The sequence below is a fragment of the Variovorax monticola genome (assembly GCF_051216855.1).
In the GTDB taxonomy this organism is placed as follows: Bacteria; Pseudomonadota; Gammaproteobacteria; order Burkholderiales; family Burkholderiaceae_C; genus Variovorax.
Window position 1 is genome coordinate 202543 of record NZ_JBPJZP010000009.1, and the last position, 17276, is coordinate 219818.

The window sequence follows — 17276 nt, forward strand, 5'->3', positions numbered from 1 at the left end:
AAACTGCACCTCGGTCGTCACGGAAGCATCTTTTTCCGCGGCACTGACCAGTAGCTGATGGCCGGATGGTCCGGTTGATCAGGTTTGTTTCAACACACCTATAGAGGCAGCATCATGAAGAAGACTCTCATCGCCATCGCAGTGGTTCTGGTCGGCGGCGTTGCTTCGGCAACGGGCAGCTCGGCCATCGCGGCCACCAGCACGACGACAGGTTCCTCCAGCTCGGCAGGTTCGTCGGCCGCCAGCTCCGGAACGGGCAGCGCATTGAGCTACAACGCGGCCAATTCCAGCTCGGCGGCCAACGCCGGCGCCACGGGCGGCGCATTCGCCATTCCGGGCTTCGCCATCGGGGGCGCAACGGCGCACGGTGCCGCCACCACCACGGGCACCGTGGCCAGCATGGCCATGACGACGGGCAACGGTGCCGCTGCGGGTGGCGCCAATGCTTCCGCCAACGCAGGCTCGGCCGCCAACGCCAACTACGCAGCCGGCGGCGCCAATGGCGTAAGCGGCGGTGCAGGCGGCTCCGCCGGCTCCCTCACCAACAACACCGCCATGACGGCAGCAGGTCCTGGCGGCGGCCTGGCCGTGGTCACGCGCACCTCGGGCACCACGTCGAGCTACAACGCCTCGTCGGGCGCGGTCAACGGGTTCGTCAACGGCACCACGACCTCGGCCACGGCAGGTTCGACCGGCGGCTCCACCGGCGTGAGCAACTTCCACTTCGGCAACGCAGGCACCTTCAGCAACGGTGGCGGCACCGGCGGCATCGCGATCTCCGGCGCCGCGGCATCGGCTCCCTGAGCGGCACGCACAGCGGTTGTCGAACCAGAAATGGGGAGGGGCCCCGCCCCTCCCCGGTCATCAAAGGAGACGAAAAATGAAGAAGCTGATTCTCTTTGCGTTGCTGACGGTGTCCGCGGCGGCCATGGCGCAAACGACCAACAACGGCGGCGCGAACAACGGGGCGTCCAGCACGGCCTCCACGTCGGCCCAGGGCAACAACCAGGCGGTGACGTTCTCCAGCCCCGGCACCGTGAACTCCACGCTGAACAGCACGCAGAACGTCAACAACACCGGTGCCACGACGAGCACCATCGATTACCAGGGCAGCTACACGATCAAGAACGTGCCGTCCGTCAACGGGCCCAACCTGACCACCAGCAACGACACCTGCATGGGCAGCACCAGCGCGAGCGCGAACGGCCCGGGCATCGGACTGAGCTTCGGCACCACCTGGACGGACGAACATTGCAAGCGCCTGAAGATGAGCCGCGAGCTCTGGAACAAGGGCATGAAGGCCGCGTCGCTCGCCATGGACTGCATGGACGCGGCAGCCCAGGCCGCGCTGGAGATGACGGGCACCAAGTGCCCGCAGTCGATGAGCGCGGACGAGCGCGTGGGCGCCTACGGTCCGCAGGCCTCGTCGGCGGGTGCGCCCCCCTCGGCCCCGCGACCGGTGGCGGCGACCCCCGTGGCGCCGATGGCTCCCCTGGCTCCGGCCCCGGTGGCGCCGATCGCTCCCCCGGCCCCGGCGGCGCAGGCACCGCAACCTGTGCAGCAGCCCGTGGCCGCCATCGCGCCACCCGAACCGGTCGCCCTGCCGGCCCCCGTGCCCGCGACGGCACCGTTGCCCGCGCCGCCTGCGCCCATCGCCGACACGGCGCCCGCACCGCAGCCGGTGGCCGCCGCCGCGACGCAGGTCGCTGAGGTGAGGATGATGCCGGTCGCCAGCGCCACGCTGACGGCCATCGACCCGACCGACGTTGCCGCCATCCGCGCCGCCCGCCTCCTGGGCGATGGGGTCGGCGACATGGCGGCCGCGCCGCGGTCGACGGACTACCCGCAATGACCGCCGGGAGTCCAAGATGACCAGGACCCTGCTTTCGTGGACGGCAGCCTGTTGCCTGGCGACCCTGGCAACGGCCGCAGCGGCCGCTCCGCCCCCCACCTACGTGCTGCGCATCGAGCGGATGCCCATGGGCAGCGGCTTGCAGAACGCCAGAGGCACCGACAACGCCGAGCCGGTCGGCGACCTGGGCGTGTGGCACGTGCCGCAGTACATGCCGGGCTACCCGACCTCGGGGACGATCTGGCCGCGCGTGGTCATCATCCAGTGCGCGACCGACCTGTGCGCGGGCTACGAGGTCACGCCGGAGCTCGGACGCGGCGAGTACCTGTTCTTCGTGCCGGCCCAGAAATAGCGCACGCGCGCCGCGGGGCGCACGTGCTTCCGGGCGCGGTGCCTCGGATACGCGCCCCTGCGGGCGCGGTGCCTCGGATACGCGCCCCTGCGGGCGCAGTGCCTCGGATACGCGCCCCTGCGGGCGCAGTGCCTCGGATACGCGCCCCTGCGGGCGCAGTGCCGCGGATACGCGCGCCTGCGGGCGCGTGTTGCCGTACCCTTCGCGCATGACTTCCTTCGCGCGCTTCCTGCGCGGTCTTCTCCGCGCCCTTGCCACGGCACTCGTCATCCCCCTGCTGCTCTTCGAGGAATGGGGATGGGAGCCGCTGGCGGCGCTCGTGGCGCGGCTGTCCCGCCTTCCCTTCTGGGCTTCCCTCGAAGACCGCCTGCGACGCCTGCCGCCCTGGGGCGCGCTGCTGGCGTTCTTCGTGCCGGTGGTGTTGCTGCTGCCGGTCAAGGTGCTGGCGCTCTTTCTGTTCGGCAGCGGGCACGCCGCCACCGCGCTGACCGTGCTGGTGCTGGCCAAGCTGGTGGGCACGGCACTCGTCGCGCGGATCTTCCAGCTGGTCGAAGGACCGCTGATGCGCATTCCCTGGTTCGCCCGCTGGTACCCGCGCTGGAAGGCATGGAAGGACCAGGTGCTGGCGCTCGTGCACCAGAGTCGTCCGTGGCGGATGGTGCGGGCGATCAACCGGCGCATCGCGCGCGGTTGGCGCCGCTTGCGGGAAAGTTGAGCGGCTTATTTTTACCCGGGTATATTACGTATTTAATTTTGCCCGGGTAATATTTGCCGCATGAACCTTTCCTCCGAAACCCGACGCGCCCTCACACGCCACTACAAGGACAACGTGCGACCGGCTGGCGTGTTCGCCGTGCGCCACCGACCCGACGGCCGCGTCTACGTGTCCGGCAGCCTCGACGTGGAAGGCGCCATGAACCGCGCGCGCTTCGAGCTCAACCTGCGTTCGCACCGCAACAAGACCCTGCAGGGCGACTGGCTCGCACACGGCGCCGATGCCTTCGCCTTCGAAGTGATCGACCGGGTCAAGGAGCGCCCGGAAGACCCGGCCTTCGACCGCGCCGCCGAGCTCGAAAAGCTCCTGGCGCTCTGGCAGGAAGAATTGCAGTGCTTCGGCGCGCAGGGCTACAACACGCCATGAACGCGATGAATGACATCGACGCACTCGACTTCTGCCTGACCCTGCGCCGTGCCCACGCCCAGCTCGATCTGCGGCTCGACCAAGACCTCGGCGCGTTCCACGGCTTGAACTTCAGCGACTTCACCCTCCTCCACCTGCTGCTGGGCGCGCACGACACTCGCCTGCCCCTGGACAGGCTCGCGCACACCCTGGGCCTGCCGATGTCCGCGCTGATCCGCCGGATGGTGCTGCTCGAGAAGACCGGCCTGGCCGAACGCGTGGCCGGCCCCGGCGCGGACCCGCGACGCCACGCGGCCCTGCGCCCCGGCGGCCGGCAGTTGGTGCAGGGTGCGGTCGCCACCGTCGAGGCGCACTGCAGGGAAGCCTTGCGGCCGATCGCCGCAGAGCGCCTGCAGGGGGCCCGGCAGGTTCTGCGGGCCCTGTGCGGCGACAACGCGCTGCACGCCTGATCGCTGCAGCGGGTAGATTACGTACCTCGTTTCGCCCGAACACCGGGAGACAAAAACCCGAATGTCACCAGACACCCCCCCTCTCAACCTGACCGTGTTCTTCGGCTTCCAGCGCGTTGCACAGGGCAGCAAGTCCGAAGTGATCGAGCAACTGCGCCGCCGCGACGACCCCGGACCGTACCTCGCATTCGACGACCAGACCGGCGAGCAAATGGACCTCGATCCGCACGACCTGCACGAGCGGCCGGCGTCCGGCACCTCCGCGGCACCGCCCCACCGCGACGACGCCCCGCGCGGCGTCGGCCGGCCCAAGCTCGGCGTGGTTGCGCGCGAGGTCACGCTGTTGCCGCGCCACTGGGACTGGCTGGGCCGCCAGCCCGGCGGTGCGTCGGTCGCCTTGCGCAAGCTGGTCGAAGACGCGCGCCACGTGCACGCCGAGCGCGACACCGTGCGTGCCGCGCGCGAAGCCGCCTACCGCTTCATGACCGCCATCGCGGGCAACCTGCCCGGCTTCGAGGAAGCCACCCGCGCGCTGTTCGCCGGCGAGGCGCAGCGCTTCGACACCCTGATCGAACCCTGGCCCGCCGACCTGCGCGTCCACCTGCAAAAACTCTCGGCCGCCGGCTGGAACACCCCTTCATGAGAACAACAACCGAAGCCACCGGCAGCAGCATTGCCGGCCAGAGCGGCCTGAAAGGCGTGCCCGTGTCGCCCCTCAATGCGTCGCGCCCGCTGTGGAAGGTCTTTCTTTTCTTCCTGGCACCGATGCTGCTCAGCAACATCCTGCAGTCGCTGTCGGGCACGCTGAACAACATCTACGTGGGGCAGATGCTGGGCGTGGGCGCGCTGGCGGCGGTGTCGAGCTTCTTCCCGGTGATGTTCTTCTTCATCGCCTTCGTCATCGGCCTGGGCGCGGGCGCCTCGGTGCTCATCGGGCAGGCCTGGGGCGCGCGCGACGTCGCCAAGGTCAAGGCCGTGGCCGGCACCACGCTGTCGGTGGGCATCCTGATGGGCCTGCTGATCGCGGTGTTCGGCGGTGTCTTCACCACGCCGATGCTCGCCATGCTGGGCACGCCGCCCGACGTGCTGGCCGACTCCACGCGCTACGCCCGCATCATGCTCATCGCCATGCCGGGCCTGTTCGTGTTCCTGATGTCCACCGCCATGCTGCGCGGCGTGGGCGACACCGTCACGCCGCTGTTCACGCTGGTCATCTCGACGGTGGTCGGGCTGGTGGTGACGCCCGCGCTCATTCGCGGCTGGGGCGGCCTGCCTCAGCTCGGCGTGGCCAGCGGGGCCTGGGCCACGGTGGTGGCCTTCGTGGTCGCAACCCTGTGGCTGGGCTTTCGGCTGCGCCAGCGCAAGAGCCCGCTCGCGCCCGACGCGGAGTTCTTTCGCAACCTGCGCATCCAGCCGCAGTTGCTGAAGGCGGTGCTCAAGATCGGCGTGCCCACGGGCGTGCAGATGATCGTGGTGGCACTGGCCGAGGTGGTGCTGCTGTCGATGGTCAACAGCTACGGCTCCAGCGCCACGGCGGCCTACGGCGCGGTGAACCAGGTGGTGGCGTACGTGCAATTCCCGGCCATCTCGATTGCCATCACCGCGTCGATCCTCGGGGCGCAGGCCATCGGGGCGGGCCGGGCCGACCGGCTGGGCGCCATCGCGAAGACCGCGCTGCTGATGAACCTGGTGCTCACGGGCAGCCTGGTGCTGCTGGGCTACCTGTTTTCGCGCCACCTGATGGCCTTCTTCATCACCAGCGCGCCGGTCATCGAAATTGCGCAGACGCTGCTGCACATCATGCTGTGGAGCCTGGTGATGTTCGGCATGGCCTCGGCCTTGTCGGGGATCATGCGGGCCAGCGGCTCGGTGCTGGTGCCCACGCTGATTTCCATCGTCTGCATCCTGTGCGTCGAAGTGCCGGTCGCCTACGTGATGAGCCATCGCATGGGGCTGGACGGCATCTGGATCGCCTACCCCGCCACCTTCGGCGCGATGCTGCTGCTGCAGACCGGGTACTACCAGCTGGTGTGGCGCAAGAAGGCGATCCGCCGGCTGGTGTAGCCACCAGAAAGCTCAAGCCCCGTCGAAGGCCTTCTGCACTTCGGCGATGTCGAGCTTGACCATTTTCATCATCGCCTGCATCGCGCGGGCGGCCTTGGCGGGGTTGGCATGGCCCCAGAGCAGCGTGTCGGTCACGCGCGCGTCGGGAAAGATGGCGCTGTAGAACTTCACCGCCTCCTCGCCGTTGCCGTCGAACCAGAGGCAGGGAACGATTTTCTGCATCGGGTTTCCTTTGCGTTGACGATGAACCGACAAGTTCAATATCGGACCGGTTGCCGCCCGTGTCAACCGGTGCGAAGCCTGTCAATGGGAAGTTCGCAGGCGCTGGTGCGGCACCTGCGGGCCAGCCTTCGCTAAGCCGCGGGCAGCAGCACCCGAAACCCGACGCCCCGGTGCGCCGACAGCCCGGCCACGATCGCCACCTGCCCACCCATGCGATGCACCGCCTGGCTGACGATGGCCAGCCCCAGGCCCGAACCGCTCGCCTCTTGTGCGACGCCACTCGCGCCGCGATAGAAGCGCTCGAACACCCGCGTGCGTTCCGCGGCAGGAATGCCGGGCCCGTCATCGGCCACGCAGAGCATCAGCCCCTCGGGTTCGGTGCGCAGCGTGACGGCCACCTGCGCCCCGTCCTGCACATAGCGGATGGCGTTGTGCAGCAGGTTCTCCAGCACCGACTGGAAGGCCGGCACGTCGATGTCGGTGTCCAGGCTGTCGGGCGCGTCGAAGGTCAGCTCGATGCCGCGCGCCATGGCCTGCGGCACCGCCTGCGCAAGGAGTTGCCGCGTGAACTGCGCCAGGTCGATGCGCTTCGGCGCGGCGCCCTGCGCACCGTCGAGCAAGGCCAGGTCGAGCAGCTGCTGCGTGAGGTGCGACGCACGGGCGATGGCTTGCTCAAGGTGGTGCCTCGCGCTCTCGCGCTCCTGCAGGGTGCCGGCGCCCGCCAGCGCATGCGCCTGCGCGGCGATGACGGCCATCGGCGTGCGCAGCTCGTGCGCCGCGTCGTGCACGAAGGCGCGCTCCTGCGCCACCTTGTCGCGCAGCTGCTGCAGCATGCGCTCCAGCGCGGCGGTGAGCGGCTTCAGTTCCGCATAGGGCGGATCGAAGCCGATGGGCGACAGGTCGGTCTTGCCGCGCCGGGCGATGCGGTCGGCCAGTTGCTGCAGCGGCCGCAGGCCGTGCCGCACGGCGAACCAGACCGGCAGCAGCACCAGCGGGAACGCCAGCAGCAGGTGCGGCAACACCCGGCCCGCGTTGCGCTCGACGACCCACGCGCCGGTGATCGGCGGCTCCGCCAGGTGCAGCGTCCACCGGCCCGCGTCGCTGCCGTACACCCAGTACGGCGAGCCCTCGAGGTCGGCCTCGATGACCTGCGCCAGCGGGCCTTCGAGCTGCCTCGCACCGATGTTCGGCGAGGTGTAGATCGACCGTCCGTCGCGCCGGTCGCGCAGCTGCATGAGCATGCTGCCGCCCGGGTTGCCGCTGATGCGCAGCGTGTCGAACTGCGTGGCGGCGGCTTTCATGACCGTCACGGCCTCGGCCTCGCCCTTCACTTCGAGCAGCGACGCGGTGAGCGCGCGGCCGAACTTCTTCAGCCCCTGGTCGACGGCCAGTTGCTGGCGGAACTGGATGTAGAAGTACAGCACCAGCATCGCCCACACCAGGAAGAACGCCGCGAGCAGCGCCAGCAGCACCCGCTGGCCGATGGTCGGCCGAACCCAGTGCCGAAGCATGGCGAGCGCCGTCGTCATGACGCCAGCATGTAGCCCACGCCGCGCACGGTGTGCACCATGGCGCTGCCGATCTTGCGCCGCAGGTTGGACACATGCACCTCCACCGCCGCGAAGTCCAGCGGTTCGCCCAGCGGCTCCAGCCTTTGCGCCAGCACGCCCTTGGCGACCACCGCGCCCGGCTCGCGCGCCAGCTCCAGCAGCAGCTGGAACTCGCGCGGCGACAGGTCCAGCGGCTCGCCGTGCAGCGAGGCCGCATGGCGCCGCGGCTCGATGGTCAACGGACCCAGTGCCCAGGCTTCGCTCGCCTGGCGCGCCGAGCGGCGCAGCACCGCGCGGATGCGCGAGATGAGCTCGGCCGTGGCAAAGGGCTTGATGACGAAATCGTCGGCGCCGCCGTCGAGCCCGGCCAGCCGGTCTTCCACCGCCGAGCGCGCCGTGATGACGATCACCGGCAGCGCGCTGCCTTCGCGGCGCCAGCGCGCCAGCAGGTCGAAGCCGCTGCCGTCGGGCAGCGACAGGTCGAGCAGCACGCAGTCGAACACAGCGGCGTCGGGCACGCGGGGCGCATCGGCGGCACGCCGGCGCCACTCGCTGCTCAGGCCGTCGACCTTCAGCGCGGCCTGCAGGGCGCGGCCGAGGTCGAGGTCGTCTTCGATCAACAGGATGTGCACGGGCGCGATTGTGCGGGAGCCGACCTTTGGCATTGCCAAAGGTCGGGCGGCACAGAATCCGGTCACACAAGGAAGGGACCCGCAGACATGAGAAGCACGCAAAGAACACTTCGCCAGCGCCTTGTCGCCATGGCGCTTGCCGCGGGCGTCCTCGCCCTGCTCGGCGCCTGCGCCACCGCGCCCACGCATCCGGCGCTGGTGGCCGCGCAGAAGAACGACGCCCTGCCGCCGCTGGTGCCCATGCGGCGCTTCGTGGCGGACATCGATGTCGTCAACGGCCATGTGCTGTCGCCCGACGGGCAATCGCTGCTGTCGGTACAGACGGTGGGCACCGACGTGGGCCTGGGCGTGCGCAGCACGGCCGATGCGGGCGAACCCGGCGGCAAGGGCACGCGCACTTTTGCCACCGGAACGCTGGCGCGGCCCTACACATGGCTGCGCGACAGCCGCCACATCGCCTACCTGAAGGACTTCACCGGCGACGAGAACACGCAAATCTTCGTGCTCGACACGCAATCGCCGGGCGCCAAGCCGTGGGCCGTCATGCCCGGCGCTGGCGTCCGTTCCACCTACGTGGGGGCCGGCGCGCCGGGCAGCGCGCGGTTCTTCTTCGCGAACAACCAGCGCGAGCGCTCCAGCATGGACCTGTTCGAGGCCGATGCCCGCACGCGCACCGTGCAGGAGGTGGCGCGCAGCGAACCCGGCAGCCGCGTGATCGGCTGGTTCATCGACACACAGCGCGAGCTCTCGGGCCGCATGCGGCAGCTCGGCGAGGTCGACGGCTCCGACCTGTTGCTGGAGCTGCGGCAGGCCGACGGCAGCTGGCGCGCGTTCAAGACGGTGCAGGCCTTCGACAGCTACTGGCCGCAGCGCATCGACCGCGCTGCGGGCAAGCTCTGGGCGCTGACCAACATCTTGCGCGACAAGGTGGTGCTGGTCGAGGCCGACCTTGCCACCGGCAACGAGAAGGTGCTGGCCGAGAACGCCGAGGTCGACCTGGACTTCGGCGTGTTTCCTCCGCAGCAAGGCGGTCCGCTCGCCTACGTTTCGGAAGCCGGCAAGCCACGCATCGACTACCTCGAGCCCGCGCTGGAAAACGATGTGTCCGACGCCGTGAAGAGGGCGCGCCAGCGCGGATGGCTGACGGAAGAACCCGTCATCGCACGCCCGTGGGGCATGGCCGAAGACCGGCAGCGCCTCGTGATCGGCGCCGTCACGGAGAACGAGAACGTCGAGCTGCTCTGGGACCGGGGCACGCAGCAGGTGCAGCGCCTGACGCCGCCCCGCCCGCCCACCGGCGACATCTTCTCGCCCATGGAGCCCTTCTCGTTCAAGGCCTCCGACGGGCTGACGGTGCACGGCTACCTCGTGCGGCCGCGCGGCGTGCAAGGCCCTGCGCCGCTGGTGGTCGACATCCATGGCGGCCCGTGGACACGCGACCGCTGGCGGTCCGCCAGCTACAACGGCACGCAGATGCTGGCCAACCGCGGCTATGCGGTGCTCAACGTGAACTACCGCGGATCGACCGGCTACGGCCGCGCCTTCATGATGGCCGGCGCTCGCCAGACCAACGACCGCGTGCAGCGCGACATCGCGGAGGCCGTGCAGTGGGCCATCGACCAGGGCGTGGCCGACCCCCAACGCATGGCGGTGCTGGGCGCGAGCTTCGGCGGGTATTCGGTGCTGGCCCAGCTGATTCAAAAGCGGCACGACTACCGCTGCGGCGTCGACATGGTGGGCGTGGCCAACTGGCCGCGCGTGATCGAGAACTGGCCGCCGTTCTGGCGCAACCGCCACTACTTCGCCCTGTTCTACGGCGACGTGAACCAGCCCGAAGAGCGCGCGAAGATGCTCGCGGACTCGCCCATCTCGCAGATCGACCGCATCACCGCGCCGCTGCTGGTGATTCACGGCGGCAACGACGTGCGCGTGCTGCGCCAGGACTCCGACGACGTGGTCGCCGAACTGCGCAGGCTCGGTCGGCCGGTCGAGTTCATGGGTTTCCCCGACGAAGGCCACAGCGTGCGCAAGTGGCGCAACCGGCTCGCGCAGTCGCGCAGGATCGAAGACACCCTGGCCGCCTGCCTGGGCGGGCGCAGCAACGGCTTCGACTTCTACGAGCTGATGCCGCGGCAGCAGTAGCCGCTGCGCGGCCCCGGCCTACCAGCGGTAGGTGGCCGTCGCCACCGCCGTGCGCGGATAGCCGTAGTAGCAGTTGCCGTAGCCGCAGTTCGCGATGTAGGTCTTGTTGGTGAGGTTGCGCAGGTTCAGCGCCAGGCTCCAGCGGTCGATGTCGTAGCCGACCATGGCGTCGAACACGGTCGAGGCCGGCACCCGGTTCGGCGCCACCGACTCGCCGTCGCCGCGGTTCGAGCCTGTGTAGCGCGCGCCCAGGCCCACCTTCACGCGGTTGGCGAAACGGTAGTCCGCCCACACCGACAGCCGGTGGCGCGGCACGGCCGTGGCCTGCTTGCCGATTTCGCTCGGGTTGGCGCTGGCCGTGACGACCGCGCGCGGCGTGTAGCTGTACGAGGCCGTGAGGTTCAGGCGCGCCACCAGCTCGGTGGTGGCCTCGAGCTCCAGGCCGCGCACCGAGATCTCGCCGGTCTGCTTGGGCAGGAAGTCGCCGTCGTAGCTGATGTAGTTCTTGCGGCGCAGGTCGAACACGGCCGCGCTGTAGAGCGCCTTGCGACCGGGCGGCTGGTAGCGCACGCCCGCCTCGTACTGCTTGCCGCTCTCGGGCTTGAACGGATCGCCCGAGACCGGGTCGATGACGCCCGTCGGCGCGAACGACTCGGAGTAGCTCACGTACGGCGCCCAGCCGCTCGGGTGCAGGTAGACCAGGCCCGCGCGGCTGGTGAACTTGTGGTCGCGAATGCGCTGGCGCGAGCCGTCCAGGCGGCTGTCGATGGTGCTGTCGGCGCTGTCGTAGCGCCCGCCGAGCGTCAGCGTCCAGCGGTCGCCCCACTTGACCTGGTCCTGCAGGTACACGCCGGTCTGCGTCAGGCGGGTGATGCCGTTGAAGTACGGCTCGGGCACGCGGATCGGCCCGCCGTAGACGGGCGCGTAGGCGTTCAGCTGCGACGCGCTGCCGCCGCTGAAGGTGAACTGGTCGATGCGCGTGCGCTGGTAGTCGAGCCCGACCAGCACCTTGTGCTGCGTGTCGCCCCAGCGGAAGTCGGCCTGCGCCTGGTTGTCGAGCGCCACCGCGCCGATGTTCTCGCGGCTGCCGAACACGCTGCGCCTGAGCAGCTGGAAGTTGGCCGGGTCGCTCGGGAGGTCGGGGTTCACGGTGGCGAAGCCGGACAGCTGCGTGCCCTTGTAGTCGAGCTTCTGGTGCGCATAGCGCGCGTTCTGCCGCACGGTCCAGGTGTCGTCGATGCGGTGCTCGAACTGGTAGCCGACCATTTCCTGGTCCTGGTTGAAGCGATCGAAGCCGGGCTCGCCCACGAACAGCGTCGAGGGAATGTAGGTGCCGATCGCGGTCGGCTCCAGCGAACCGACCTTCGGCCGCGCGCGGGTGTACACGCCGCTGCGCGTGCGGGTGAACTGCGACAGCAGCGTGAGCGTGGTGTCGCTCGACGGCTTCCAGGTGAGCGAGGGCGCGATGTACGTGTGGTCGTCGGGCTCGCCTGCGGCGGGCAATTGCGCGTCGCGCAGCACGCCGGTGATGCGGTAGAGCACCTTGCCCTCGGCGTCCAGCGCGCCCGAGAAGTCACCCGCCACCTGCTTGCGGTTGTGGTCGCCCACCTGCAGTTGCAGCTCGCGCACGGGCTCTGCCGTCGGACGCTTGCTGACCACGTTCACCACCCCGCCCGGCCCGCTCATGCCGTACAGCACCGACGACGGACCGCGCAGCAACTCGATGCGCTCGGCGCCGTAGTTCTCGGTGCGCCACACGCCCCAGGTGCTGTTGTTGCGCAGCGGCAGGCCGTCGAGGTAGAAGCCCGGCGAATAGGCGTCGAAGCCGCGCAGCGAGATCCAGTCGTAGCGCGAGTCGGCGCCGTAGGTGGTGGTCGACACGCCCGGCGTGTAGCCCAGTGCGTCCTTGAGGTTGGTGGCACCGATGGCCTCGATGCGGTCGGCCGTGATGACCGAGATCGACTGCGGCGTTTCGACAATGGGCGTGTCGGTCTTGGTGCCGGTGGCGCTGCGCCTGGCGACGTAGCCCTGCACGCGGCCGGTGGCGCTTTCTTCACCACCGGCCGTCACCGTGACCGCCGGCAAGGTGGATGCGCCCGTTGCCCCCGTTGCAGCCGGCGCGGGCTTGATGACCGCGGCATTGCCCTGCATGGTGGCAGCCAGGCCGCTGCCGGCCAGCAGCCGGTCGAGCGCCTGGCGCGGCGTGAGGCTGCCCGAGATGGCCGGCGCGGTCTTGCCCGCCACCAGGCTCTGCTGCACAACAAGCTGGATGCGCGTTTGCCGCGCCCAATCGTTCAATGCCTCGGCCAGCGGTTGCGCGGCGATGCTGATCTGTCGAGGCGCCCCCTGCGTCTGGGCCAGGGTCAGCATCGGCGAGCTCGCCAGGGCCAGCGCAATGGCCAGGGCCAGCGGCGCCGGCGTCGTCTTCAAGCGGTTCATGAAAAAGCGTCTTCCAGGTAGTGAATGCAAGTGGTTCCTATCTGGGCTGACGCACGAGGCACCGGAAATCCCGTAGCCCCCGCAAAAAAATACTTCGCCGCCGTCGCGGCCGGGCTGCCGGGCTGCCGGCTAAGGGATCGAGACGATCTCGGCGACCGAGCCCGCATCCTTCAGGCGCACCGGCAAGGCGCTCGGCAAGGCGCGCCGCAGCGTGCGCGCGTCACGCGGATCGAAGGTGCCGCTCAGGCGCAGCGCCGCCACGACCGGGTCTTTCACCACCAGCCCCGTGCTGCCGTAGCGCTCCAGTTCGGCGAGCGCGCGCCACAGCGGCGTGTCCACGAAGCTCAGCCGGTGCTCGCGCCAGGGCGCGATGCCTTCGCCCGGAACGGACGACACCGCCGCCAGCACGCCCAGCGCATCGCTTTCCACCTGCTGCCCGGCGACGAGGAAAACGCCGTCCTTCGCAGCCTCCTTGCGCATGACGTGCACCTTGCCCTCGTCGACCGACACCCGCGCCCCGTCGGCGCCCGCGATGCCCGGCGTGTACCGCACGGCGAAGCGCGTGCCGACCACGCGCACCCGCAGCGGCCCGGCCAGCACGTCGAACGGGCGGCCCGCATCGGACTGCACCGCGAACACGGCCTGGCCGTCGAGCAGCGTCACCTCGCGGCGATCGCGAAAAAGCCGGATCTCGATCCGGGTGGCGGTGTCCAGCCGCAGTCGGGTGCCGTCGGGCAGCGGCACGTCGAGCTGCTGCCCGCGCCGCGTCGCGAACGCCTGTTCGAACACGGGCTGGGCCTGCAGGTGGCTCCAGCCAAGGTAGCCGCCGCCCACGGCCATGCCCGCGGCCGCCATGGCAAGGGCCGGGCGCAGGAAGCCGCGGCGCGTGGGCGCCGCCCGGTTGCCGGCGAAGCCGCTGCGCCAGGTGGCGACGGTCTCGGGCGAAATGGCGTCGAGCGCCTCCCAGCGCGATTCCCATTGGCTGTACGCCTCGCCATGCCGCGGGTCGGCACCGAGCCAGGCCTGGAACTCGCGCTCGTCCGACGCGCGCCATGCCTCGCGGTGGCGGCGCACGAACCACTCCAGCACGTCCTGTCGCAGGCGCGATGCATCTTCCGGCGGTGGCAAGGGTGGGGTCATGGCTCGGCGAGCTCTCCTATCGATGTAGACGCGCGAGCGCTGCAAAACCCTGTATCGCATCGCTCGCGCGTTGCCGCTTCCGTCCTCTTGTTCATCGGGGTCCGTTCGTGCGCTCCAGGCACGCCCAGCATGCCTCCATGGCAATGCGCAGCTGCATCTCCACCGTGCGCACCGAGACGCCCATGCGCTCGGCCACCTCGGCGTACGAGAGGCCGTCGAACTTGTAGAGCACGAAGGCTTCGCGGCAGCGCGGGGGCAGCCTGTCGATGGTCTCGACCATGGCCGCCAGGCCCTGGCCGGACGCGAGGATGGTGTCGGGCTCGAAGGTCTCGGGCCCGATGAAGTCGTCGAGCTCGACGGGCTCCTCGTTCGAGGCCGTGCCCTCCCCGGCACGCACGCTGGTGCGGCGATGGTGGTCGGTGACCAGGTTGCGGGCGGTGCGGTAGAGCAAGGCGCGCGGGTCGCGCACCACGCTGCCGGTGCGCTGCGCCTCGTACACGCGGGCGTAGCTCTCCTGCGCCAGGTCGGCCGCGGTGGCGCGGTCCGACACCTTGCGGGAGAGAAAGCTCAGCAGTTCGCGGTAATAGCGTTCGAACACAGGCGCAGCACACCCGAACAGGGTGGATCGAAGTCCAGAGGCAGGTTGGCTTCGACACGGCGTGGCTGACCTGATGCGATACAAAAGACGGGAAGCGCCGATTATCTGCGGCTTCGCGGCACCTTCGCGGCATCTCGGCAGCGCCACCGCCGACATCGCCGATGCGCCGTGGCCGCCTTTCGCGCACCGCGCGCACAAGCAGAATGAAACGAGCCCAAGGACAACGCCGCATGACCCTTTCAACCAGCACACCCACACCCGGCCTCACTGCCGCCCGCCATTACGCCATCGCCATGCACGGCGACCAGCAGTACGGCCCGCACCCCTATGTGCATCACCTGGACGCTGTCGTCGCCCTGCTGCAGCCCTACGGCGAGGCGGCCCAGGTCATCGGCTACCTGCACGACGTGGTCGAGGACACCGACGCCACGGTGCCTGAAGTGCAGTCGCGCTTCGGCGACCTTGTCGCGCGTTGCGTGGCGCTGCTGACCGATGCACCCGGCACCACCCGCAAGGAACGCAAGGCCAAGACCTATGCGGCGCTCGCGAAGGTGACGGGCGACGAGGAACTGGCCCTGGTGGTCAAGGCCGCCGACCGGCTGGCCAATGTACGGGCCTGCGTGGCGGACGGGCACCGCACGCTCTGGGACACGTACCACGGCGAACACCCGACCTTCCGGGCGGCGGCGTACCGCGCGGGGCAATGCGATCCGCTGTGGGCGGAACTCGACGCGCTGCTCTCCCCCGCTCACGCGCCGGCTTGAGCTGCGCGCCCGAGGAAAGATCCGGCCACGGTTGCGGCACCCGCGCGGGGTCGGCGTTGCGCGGCGCGCATTGCGCCCAGCCGTGCTTCTCCATGTGGTTGAGCAGCCGGCATCCCTGCGCACAGGTCAGGTCGTTTTCGAGCGTCCATAAGAAGAGGCCCGCGCCGACGATCAGCACATCGACGCGTTGCTCTTCCTGCACCGGCATGTCGTCTCTTCATGTGTTGCCCGGGCCTCCCTCAGCAGGGCGGCCCCGGATCATCAGCCACGCGCTCGCCGCGCTCAGCACGGCCAGACCGGCGCCCAGCAGCATCACCCACCGGAACCCCGCCACGAAAGACTCGGCCACCGCGCGCTTGAGCGCCGCGGCGGTGGCGGCGTCCACGCCCGGCGGCACCCCTGCGCCGGCCAGTTTGCTGCGCTCGCCTTCGAGGAACGCCGTCACCTGCGCCGACGCGCCCATGCCGCGCAGGTGGCCGGCCAGCGCCATGTCGAACGCCCAGGCCATGATCGCGCCGAACACCGCGATCGCCAAGACCGCCGCCGCGCGCGACACCGCGTTGTTCACGCCCGAGGCCACGCCCGCAAGCTCAGGCCCGACGGCGTTCATGACCGTGGTGGTCAAGGGCGCCACCGTCACCGTCATGCCGAAGCCCAGCACCACCACGGCCGGCAAGAAGCCGCTCCAGTAGCTCGCGCCCACGCCCGGCACCGCGAACAGCGCGAAGCCGACGGCGGCAATGGACGGCCCCACCACCAGCGGCATGCGCGGCCCGAAGCGGTCGACCAGTTGCCCGGCCCAGCCCGAGAGCGCGAACATGATGAAGATGAACGGCAACAGCGCTGCGCCCGCCACCGTGGCCGAGTAGCCCTGCACCTGAATCAGGTTGAGCGGAAGAAAATACAGCGCGCCGCCCAGCGCCGCATACAGCAGCAGCGTCAGCAGGTTGGCGCCGCTGAAGTTGCCGATGCGCAGCAGCGCCAGAGGCAGCATCGGCGAGCGCACCTTGCGCTCTGCGGCGAAGAAGCCGACGCTGCCCGCCACCCCGACGGCCAGTGCGGCAAGCACCGACGGCGAACGCCAACCCTGCGCAGGCGCCTCGATGAAGGCGTACACGATGCCGCCCAGCCCGGCCGTCGCCAGCAGCGCACCCCATGCATCGAGCCCGCCGCGGGCCGAGGCGCCCCGGCTCTCGGGCACATGGCGCCAGACGATCCACAGCACGCCCAGCGCCATCGGCACGTTGATGAGGAAGGCCCAGGTCCAGGAAAAGTGATCGACCAGGAAACCGCCAAGCACCGGCCCCACCGCCGCGGTGATGCCGCTGAAGCCCGACCAGGTGCCGATGGCCTTGCCGCGCTCATTCTCTGGAAACGACGCGCTGATGAGCGCCAGGCTGCCCGGCACCAGCAGCGCCCCCCCGATACCTTGCACCGCCCGCGCTGCGATGAGTTGCTGCACGCTGGTCGAGAGCGCGCAACCCACGGACGACACAGCGAAGACGCCGATGCCGATCGCGAAGATGCGTCGCCGCCCAAAATGGTCGCCCAGCGCGCCTCCCACCAGCAGCAGCGCCGCGAGCAGCAAGGCATACGACTCGACCACCCATTGCACCTGGAAAGCGGTCGCGTGCAGGTCGGCCTGGATGGCCGGCAGCGCGACATTGACGACGGTGCCGTCGATGAAGGCCATGCTGGAGCCCGCGATGGCCGCGGCGAGCACCCAGGGTTTGGAGGCCTCGGGGCATGCGCCCTCCCCGGTGCGCGAGCCATGCAGGATCAGCGTGTCGTCGCAGGGCGCCTTGCCGATCTGTGCCATGGGGGCTCCTTGGTGAGGAATTCCTGCCTTGCTCCTTCCCCCTTTGGGGGAAGGTTGGGATGGGGGCAGGCCTCCAACGATACGCCGAGCTTGTTTCAGCGCTGTCGTGCCC

General features: G+C 69.7%; 17 protein-coding genes. 10 read left to right on the forward strand and 7 right to left on the reverse strand.

Annotated features, from left to right (window positions below):
* Window positions 1-114 precede the first annotated feature (114 nt).
* The 8 genes from ACSFA5_RS30405 to ACSFA5_RS30440 all read left to right on the forward strand — a co-directional run bounded on the left by ACSFA5_RS30405 (window position 115) and on the right by ACSFA5_RS30440 (window position 5858).
* The gene (locus ACSFA5_RS30405) at window positions 115-804 is read left to right on the forward strand and encodes a hypothetical protein (RefSeq protein WP_435447772.1); all 690 of its coding nucleotides are present in this window, start codon (window positions 115-117) and stop codon (window positions 802-804) included.
* Window positions 805-880: 76 nt separating this feature from the next.
* A complete protein-coding gene (locus tag ACSFA5_RS30410) occupies window positions 881-1852 on the forward strand; it encodes a hypothetical protein (protein WP_435447773.1) in 972 nt (323 codons plus the stop codon).
* 16 nt (window positions 1853-1868) lie between these two features.
* Window positions 1869-2204, forward strand: coding sequence for a hypothetical protein (locus tag ACSFA5_RS30415; RefSeq protein ID WP_435447774.1), 336 nt, complete (start codon window positions 1869-1871; stop codon window positions 2202-2204).
* A 208-nt stretch (window positions 2205-2412) separates the two neighbouring features.
* Window positions 2413-2919 (forward strand): hypothetical protein, encoded by a 507-nt coding sequence (locus ACSFA5_RS30420; protein WP_435447775.1) that lies wholly within the window; start codon window positions 2413-2415, stop codon window positions 2917-2919.
* Window positions 2920-2979: 60 nt separating this feature from the next.
* A complete protein-coding gene (locus ACSFA5_RS30425; protein WP_435447776.1) occupies window positions 2980-3345 on the forward strand; it encodes a GIY-YIG nuclease family protein in 366 nt (121 codons plus the stop codon).
* Window positions 3346-3350: 5 nt separating this feature from the next.
* Window positions 3351-3794: a MarR family winged helix-turn-helix transcriptional regulator gene (locus tag ACSFA5_RS30430; protein WP_435447777.1), complete on the forward strand. Its 444-nt coding sequence runs from the start codon at window positions 3351-3353 to the stop codon at window positions 3792-3794.
* Between the two features lie 61 nt (window positions 3795-3855).
* Window positions 3856-4437, forward strand: a complete 582-nt coding sequence (locus ACSFA5_RS30435; protein ID WP_435447778.1) for a DUF2239 family protein — start codon at window positions 3856-3858, stop codon at window positions 4435-4437.
* On the forward strand, window positions 4434-5858 hold the full coding sequence (locus ACSFA5_RS30440) for an MATE family efflux transporter (RefSeq protein ID WP_435447779.1): 1425 nt from the start codon (window positions 4434-4436) through the stop codon (window positions 5856-5858). Before ACSFA5_RS30435 ends, ACSFA5_RS30440 begins: the two co-directional genes overlap by 4 nt.
* A gap of 12 nt (window positions 5859-5870) precedes the next feature.
* Here the strand turns inward: ACSFA5_RS30440 and ACSFA5_RS30445 are convergent, their stop codons facing one another.
* The 3 genes from ACSFA5_RS30445 to ACSFA5_RS30455 all read right to left on the reverse strand — a co-directional run bounded on the left by ACSFA5_RS30445 (window position 5871) and on the right by ACSFA5_RS30455 (window position 8262).
* Window positions 5871-6080: a VOC family protein gene (locus tag ACSFA5_RS30445; RefSeq protein ID WP_435447780.1), complete on the reverse strand. Its 210-nt coding sequence runs from the start codon at window positions 6078-6080 to the stop codon at window positions 5871-5873.
* Between the two features lie 131 nt (window positions 6081-6211).
* The gene (locus ACSFA5_RS30450; RefSeq protein WP_435447781.1) at window positions 6212-7609 is read right to left on the reverse strand and encodes a HAMP domain-containing sensor histidine kinase; all 1398 of its coding nucleotides are present in this window, start codon (window positions 7607-7609) and stop codon (window positions 6212-6214) included.
* Entirely contained in the window at window positions 7606-8262 is a 657-nt protein-coding gene (locus ACSFA5_RS30455; protein ID WP_435447782.1) for a response regulator, read from the reverse strand. The genes ACSFA5_RS30450 and ACSFA5_RS30455 overlap by 4 nt, the downstream gene beginning before the upstream one ends.
* Window positions 8263-8349: 87 nt before the next feature.
* On the opposite strand from ACSFA5_RS30455, the gene ACSFA5_RS30460 reads away from it, so the two are divergent.
* Window positions 8350-10404 (forward strand): alpha/beta hydrolase family protein, encoded by a 2055-nt coding sequence (locus ACSFA5_RS30460; RefSeq protein WP_435447783.1) that lies wholly within the window; start codon window positions 8350-8352, stop codon window positions 10402-10404.
* 18 nt (window positions 10405-10422) lie between these two features.
* On the opposite strand, the gene ACSFA5_RS30465 is transcribed toward ACSFA5_RS30460, so the two are convergent.
* The 3 genes from ACSFA5_RS30465 to ACSFA5_RS30475 all read right to left on the reverse strand — a co-directional run bounded on the left by ACSFA5_RS30465 (window position 10423) and on the right by ACSFA5_RS30475 (window position 14581).
* The gene (locus tag ACSFA5_RS30465; protein WP_435447784.1) at window positions 10423-12843 is read right to left on the reverse strand and encodes a TonB-dependent siderophore receptor; all 2421 of its coding nucleotides are present in this window, start codon (window positions 12841-12843) and stop codon (window positions 10423-10425) included.
* Window positions 12844-12972: 129 nt separating this feature from the next.
* The gene (locus ACSFA5_RS30470; protein WP_435447785.1) at window positions 12973-13983 is read right to left on the reverse strand and encodes a FecR family protein; all 1011 of its coding nucleotides are present in this window, start codon (window positions 13981-13983) and stop codon (window positions 12973-12975) included.
* A 91-nt stretch (window positions 13984-14074) separates the two neighbouring features.
* The gene (locus tag ACSFA5_RS30475; RefSeq protein WP_435447786.1) at window positions 14075-14581 is read right to left on the reverse strand and encodes a sigma-70 family RNA polymerase sigma factor; all 507 of its coding nucleotides are present in this window, start codon (window positions 14579-14581) and stop codon (window positions 14075-14077) included.
* 230 nt (window positions 14582-14811) lie between these two features.
* On the opposite strand from ACSFA5_RS30475, the gene ACSFA5_RS30480 reads away from it, so the two are divergent.
* The gene (locus ACSFA5_RS30480) at window positions 14812-15345 is read left to right on the forward strand and encodes an HD domain-containing protein (protein ID WP_435447787.1); all 534 of its coding nucleotides are present in this window, start codon (window positions 14812-14814) and stop codon (window positions 15343-15345) included.
* A 217-nt stretch (window positions 15346-15562) separates the two neighbouring features.
* Here the strand turns inward: ACSFA5_RS30480 and ACSFA5_RS30485 are convergent, their stop codons facing one another.
* Window positions 15563-17164, reverse strand: coding sequence for an MFS transporter (locus ACSFA5_RS30485; RefSeq protein ID WP_435447788.1), 1602 nt, complete (start codon window positions 17162-17164; stop codon window positions 15563-15565).
* Between the last annotated feature and the right edge of the window lie 112 nt (window positions 17165-17276).

Bases quoted from the DNA above. Each gene is read 5' to 3' on its own strand.
- ACSFA5_RS30405 (WP_435447772.1), top strand. From the start codon at position 115: ATGAAGAAGACTCTCATCGCCATCGCAGTGGTTCTGGTCGGCGGCGTT.
- ACSFA5_RS30410 (WP_435447773.1), top strand. From the start codon at position 881: ATGAAGAAGCTGATTCTCTTTGCGTTGCTGACGGTGTCCGCGGCGGCC.
- ACSFA5_RS30415 (WP_435447774.1), top strand. From the start codon at position 1,869: ATGACCAGGACCCTGCTTTCGTGGACGGCAGCCTGTTGCCTGGCGACC.
- ACSFA5_RS30420 (WP_435447775.1), top strand. From the start codon at position 2,413: ATGACTTCCTTCGCGCGCTTCCTGCGCGGTCTTCTCCGCGCCCTTGCC.
- ACSFA5_RS30425 (WP_435447776.1), top strand. From the start codon at position 2,980: ATGAACCTTTCCTCCGAAACCCGACGCGCCCTCACACGCCACTACAAG.
- ACSFA5_RS30430 (WP_435447777.1), top strand. From the start codon at position 3,351: ATGAATGACATCGACGCACTCGACTTCTGCCTGACCCTGCGCCGTGCC.
- ACSFA5_RS30435 (WP_435447778.1), top strand. From the start codon at position 3,856: ATGTCACCAGACACCCCCCCTCTCAACCTGACCGTGTTCTTCGGCTTC.
- ACSFA5_RS30440 (WP_435447779.1), top strand. From the start codon at position 4,434: ATGAGAACAACAACCGAAGCCACCGGCAGCAGCATTGCCGGCCAGAGC.
- ACSFA5_RS30445 (WP_435447780.1), bottom strand. From the start codon at position 6,080: ATGCAGAAAATCGTTCCCTGCCTCTGGTTCGACGGCAACGGCGAGGAG.
- ACSFA5_RS30450 (WP_435447781.1), bottom strand. From the start codon at position 7,609: ATGACGACGGCGCTCGCCATGCTTCGGCACTGGGTTCGGCCGACCATC.
- ACSFA5_RS30460 (WP_435447783.1), top strand. From the start codon at position 8,350: ATGAGAAGCACGCAAAGAACACTTCGCCAGCGCCTTGTCGCCATGGCG.
- ACSFA5_RS30465 (WP_435447784.1), bottom strand. From the start codon at position 12,843: ATGAACCGCTTGAAGACGACGCCGGCGCCGCTGGCCCTGGCCATTGCG.
- ACSFA5_RS30470 (WP_435447785.1), bottom strand. From the start codon at position 13,983: ATGACCCCACCCTTGCCACCGCCGGAAGATGCATCGCGCCTGCGACAG.
- ACSFA5_RS30480 (WP_435447787.1), top strand. From the start codon at position 14,812: ATGACCCTTTCAACCAGCACACCCACACCCGGCCTCACTGCCGCCCGC.
- ACSFA5_RS30485 (WP_435447788.1), bottom strand. From the start codon at position 17,164: ATGGCACAGATCGGCAAGGCGCCCTGCGACGACACGCTGATCCTGCAT.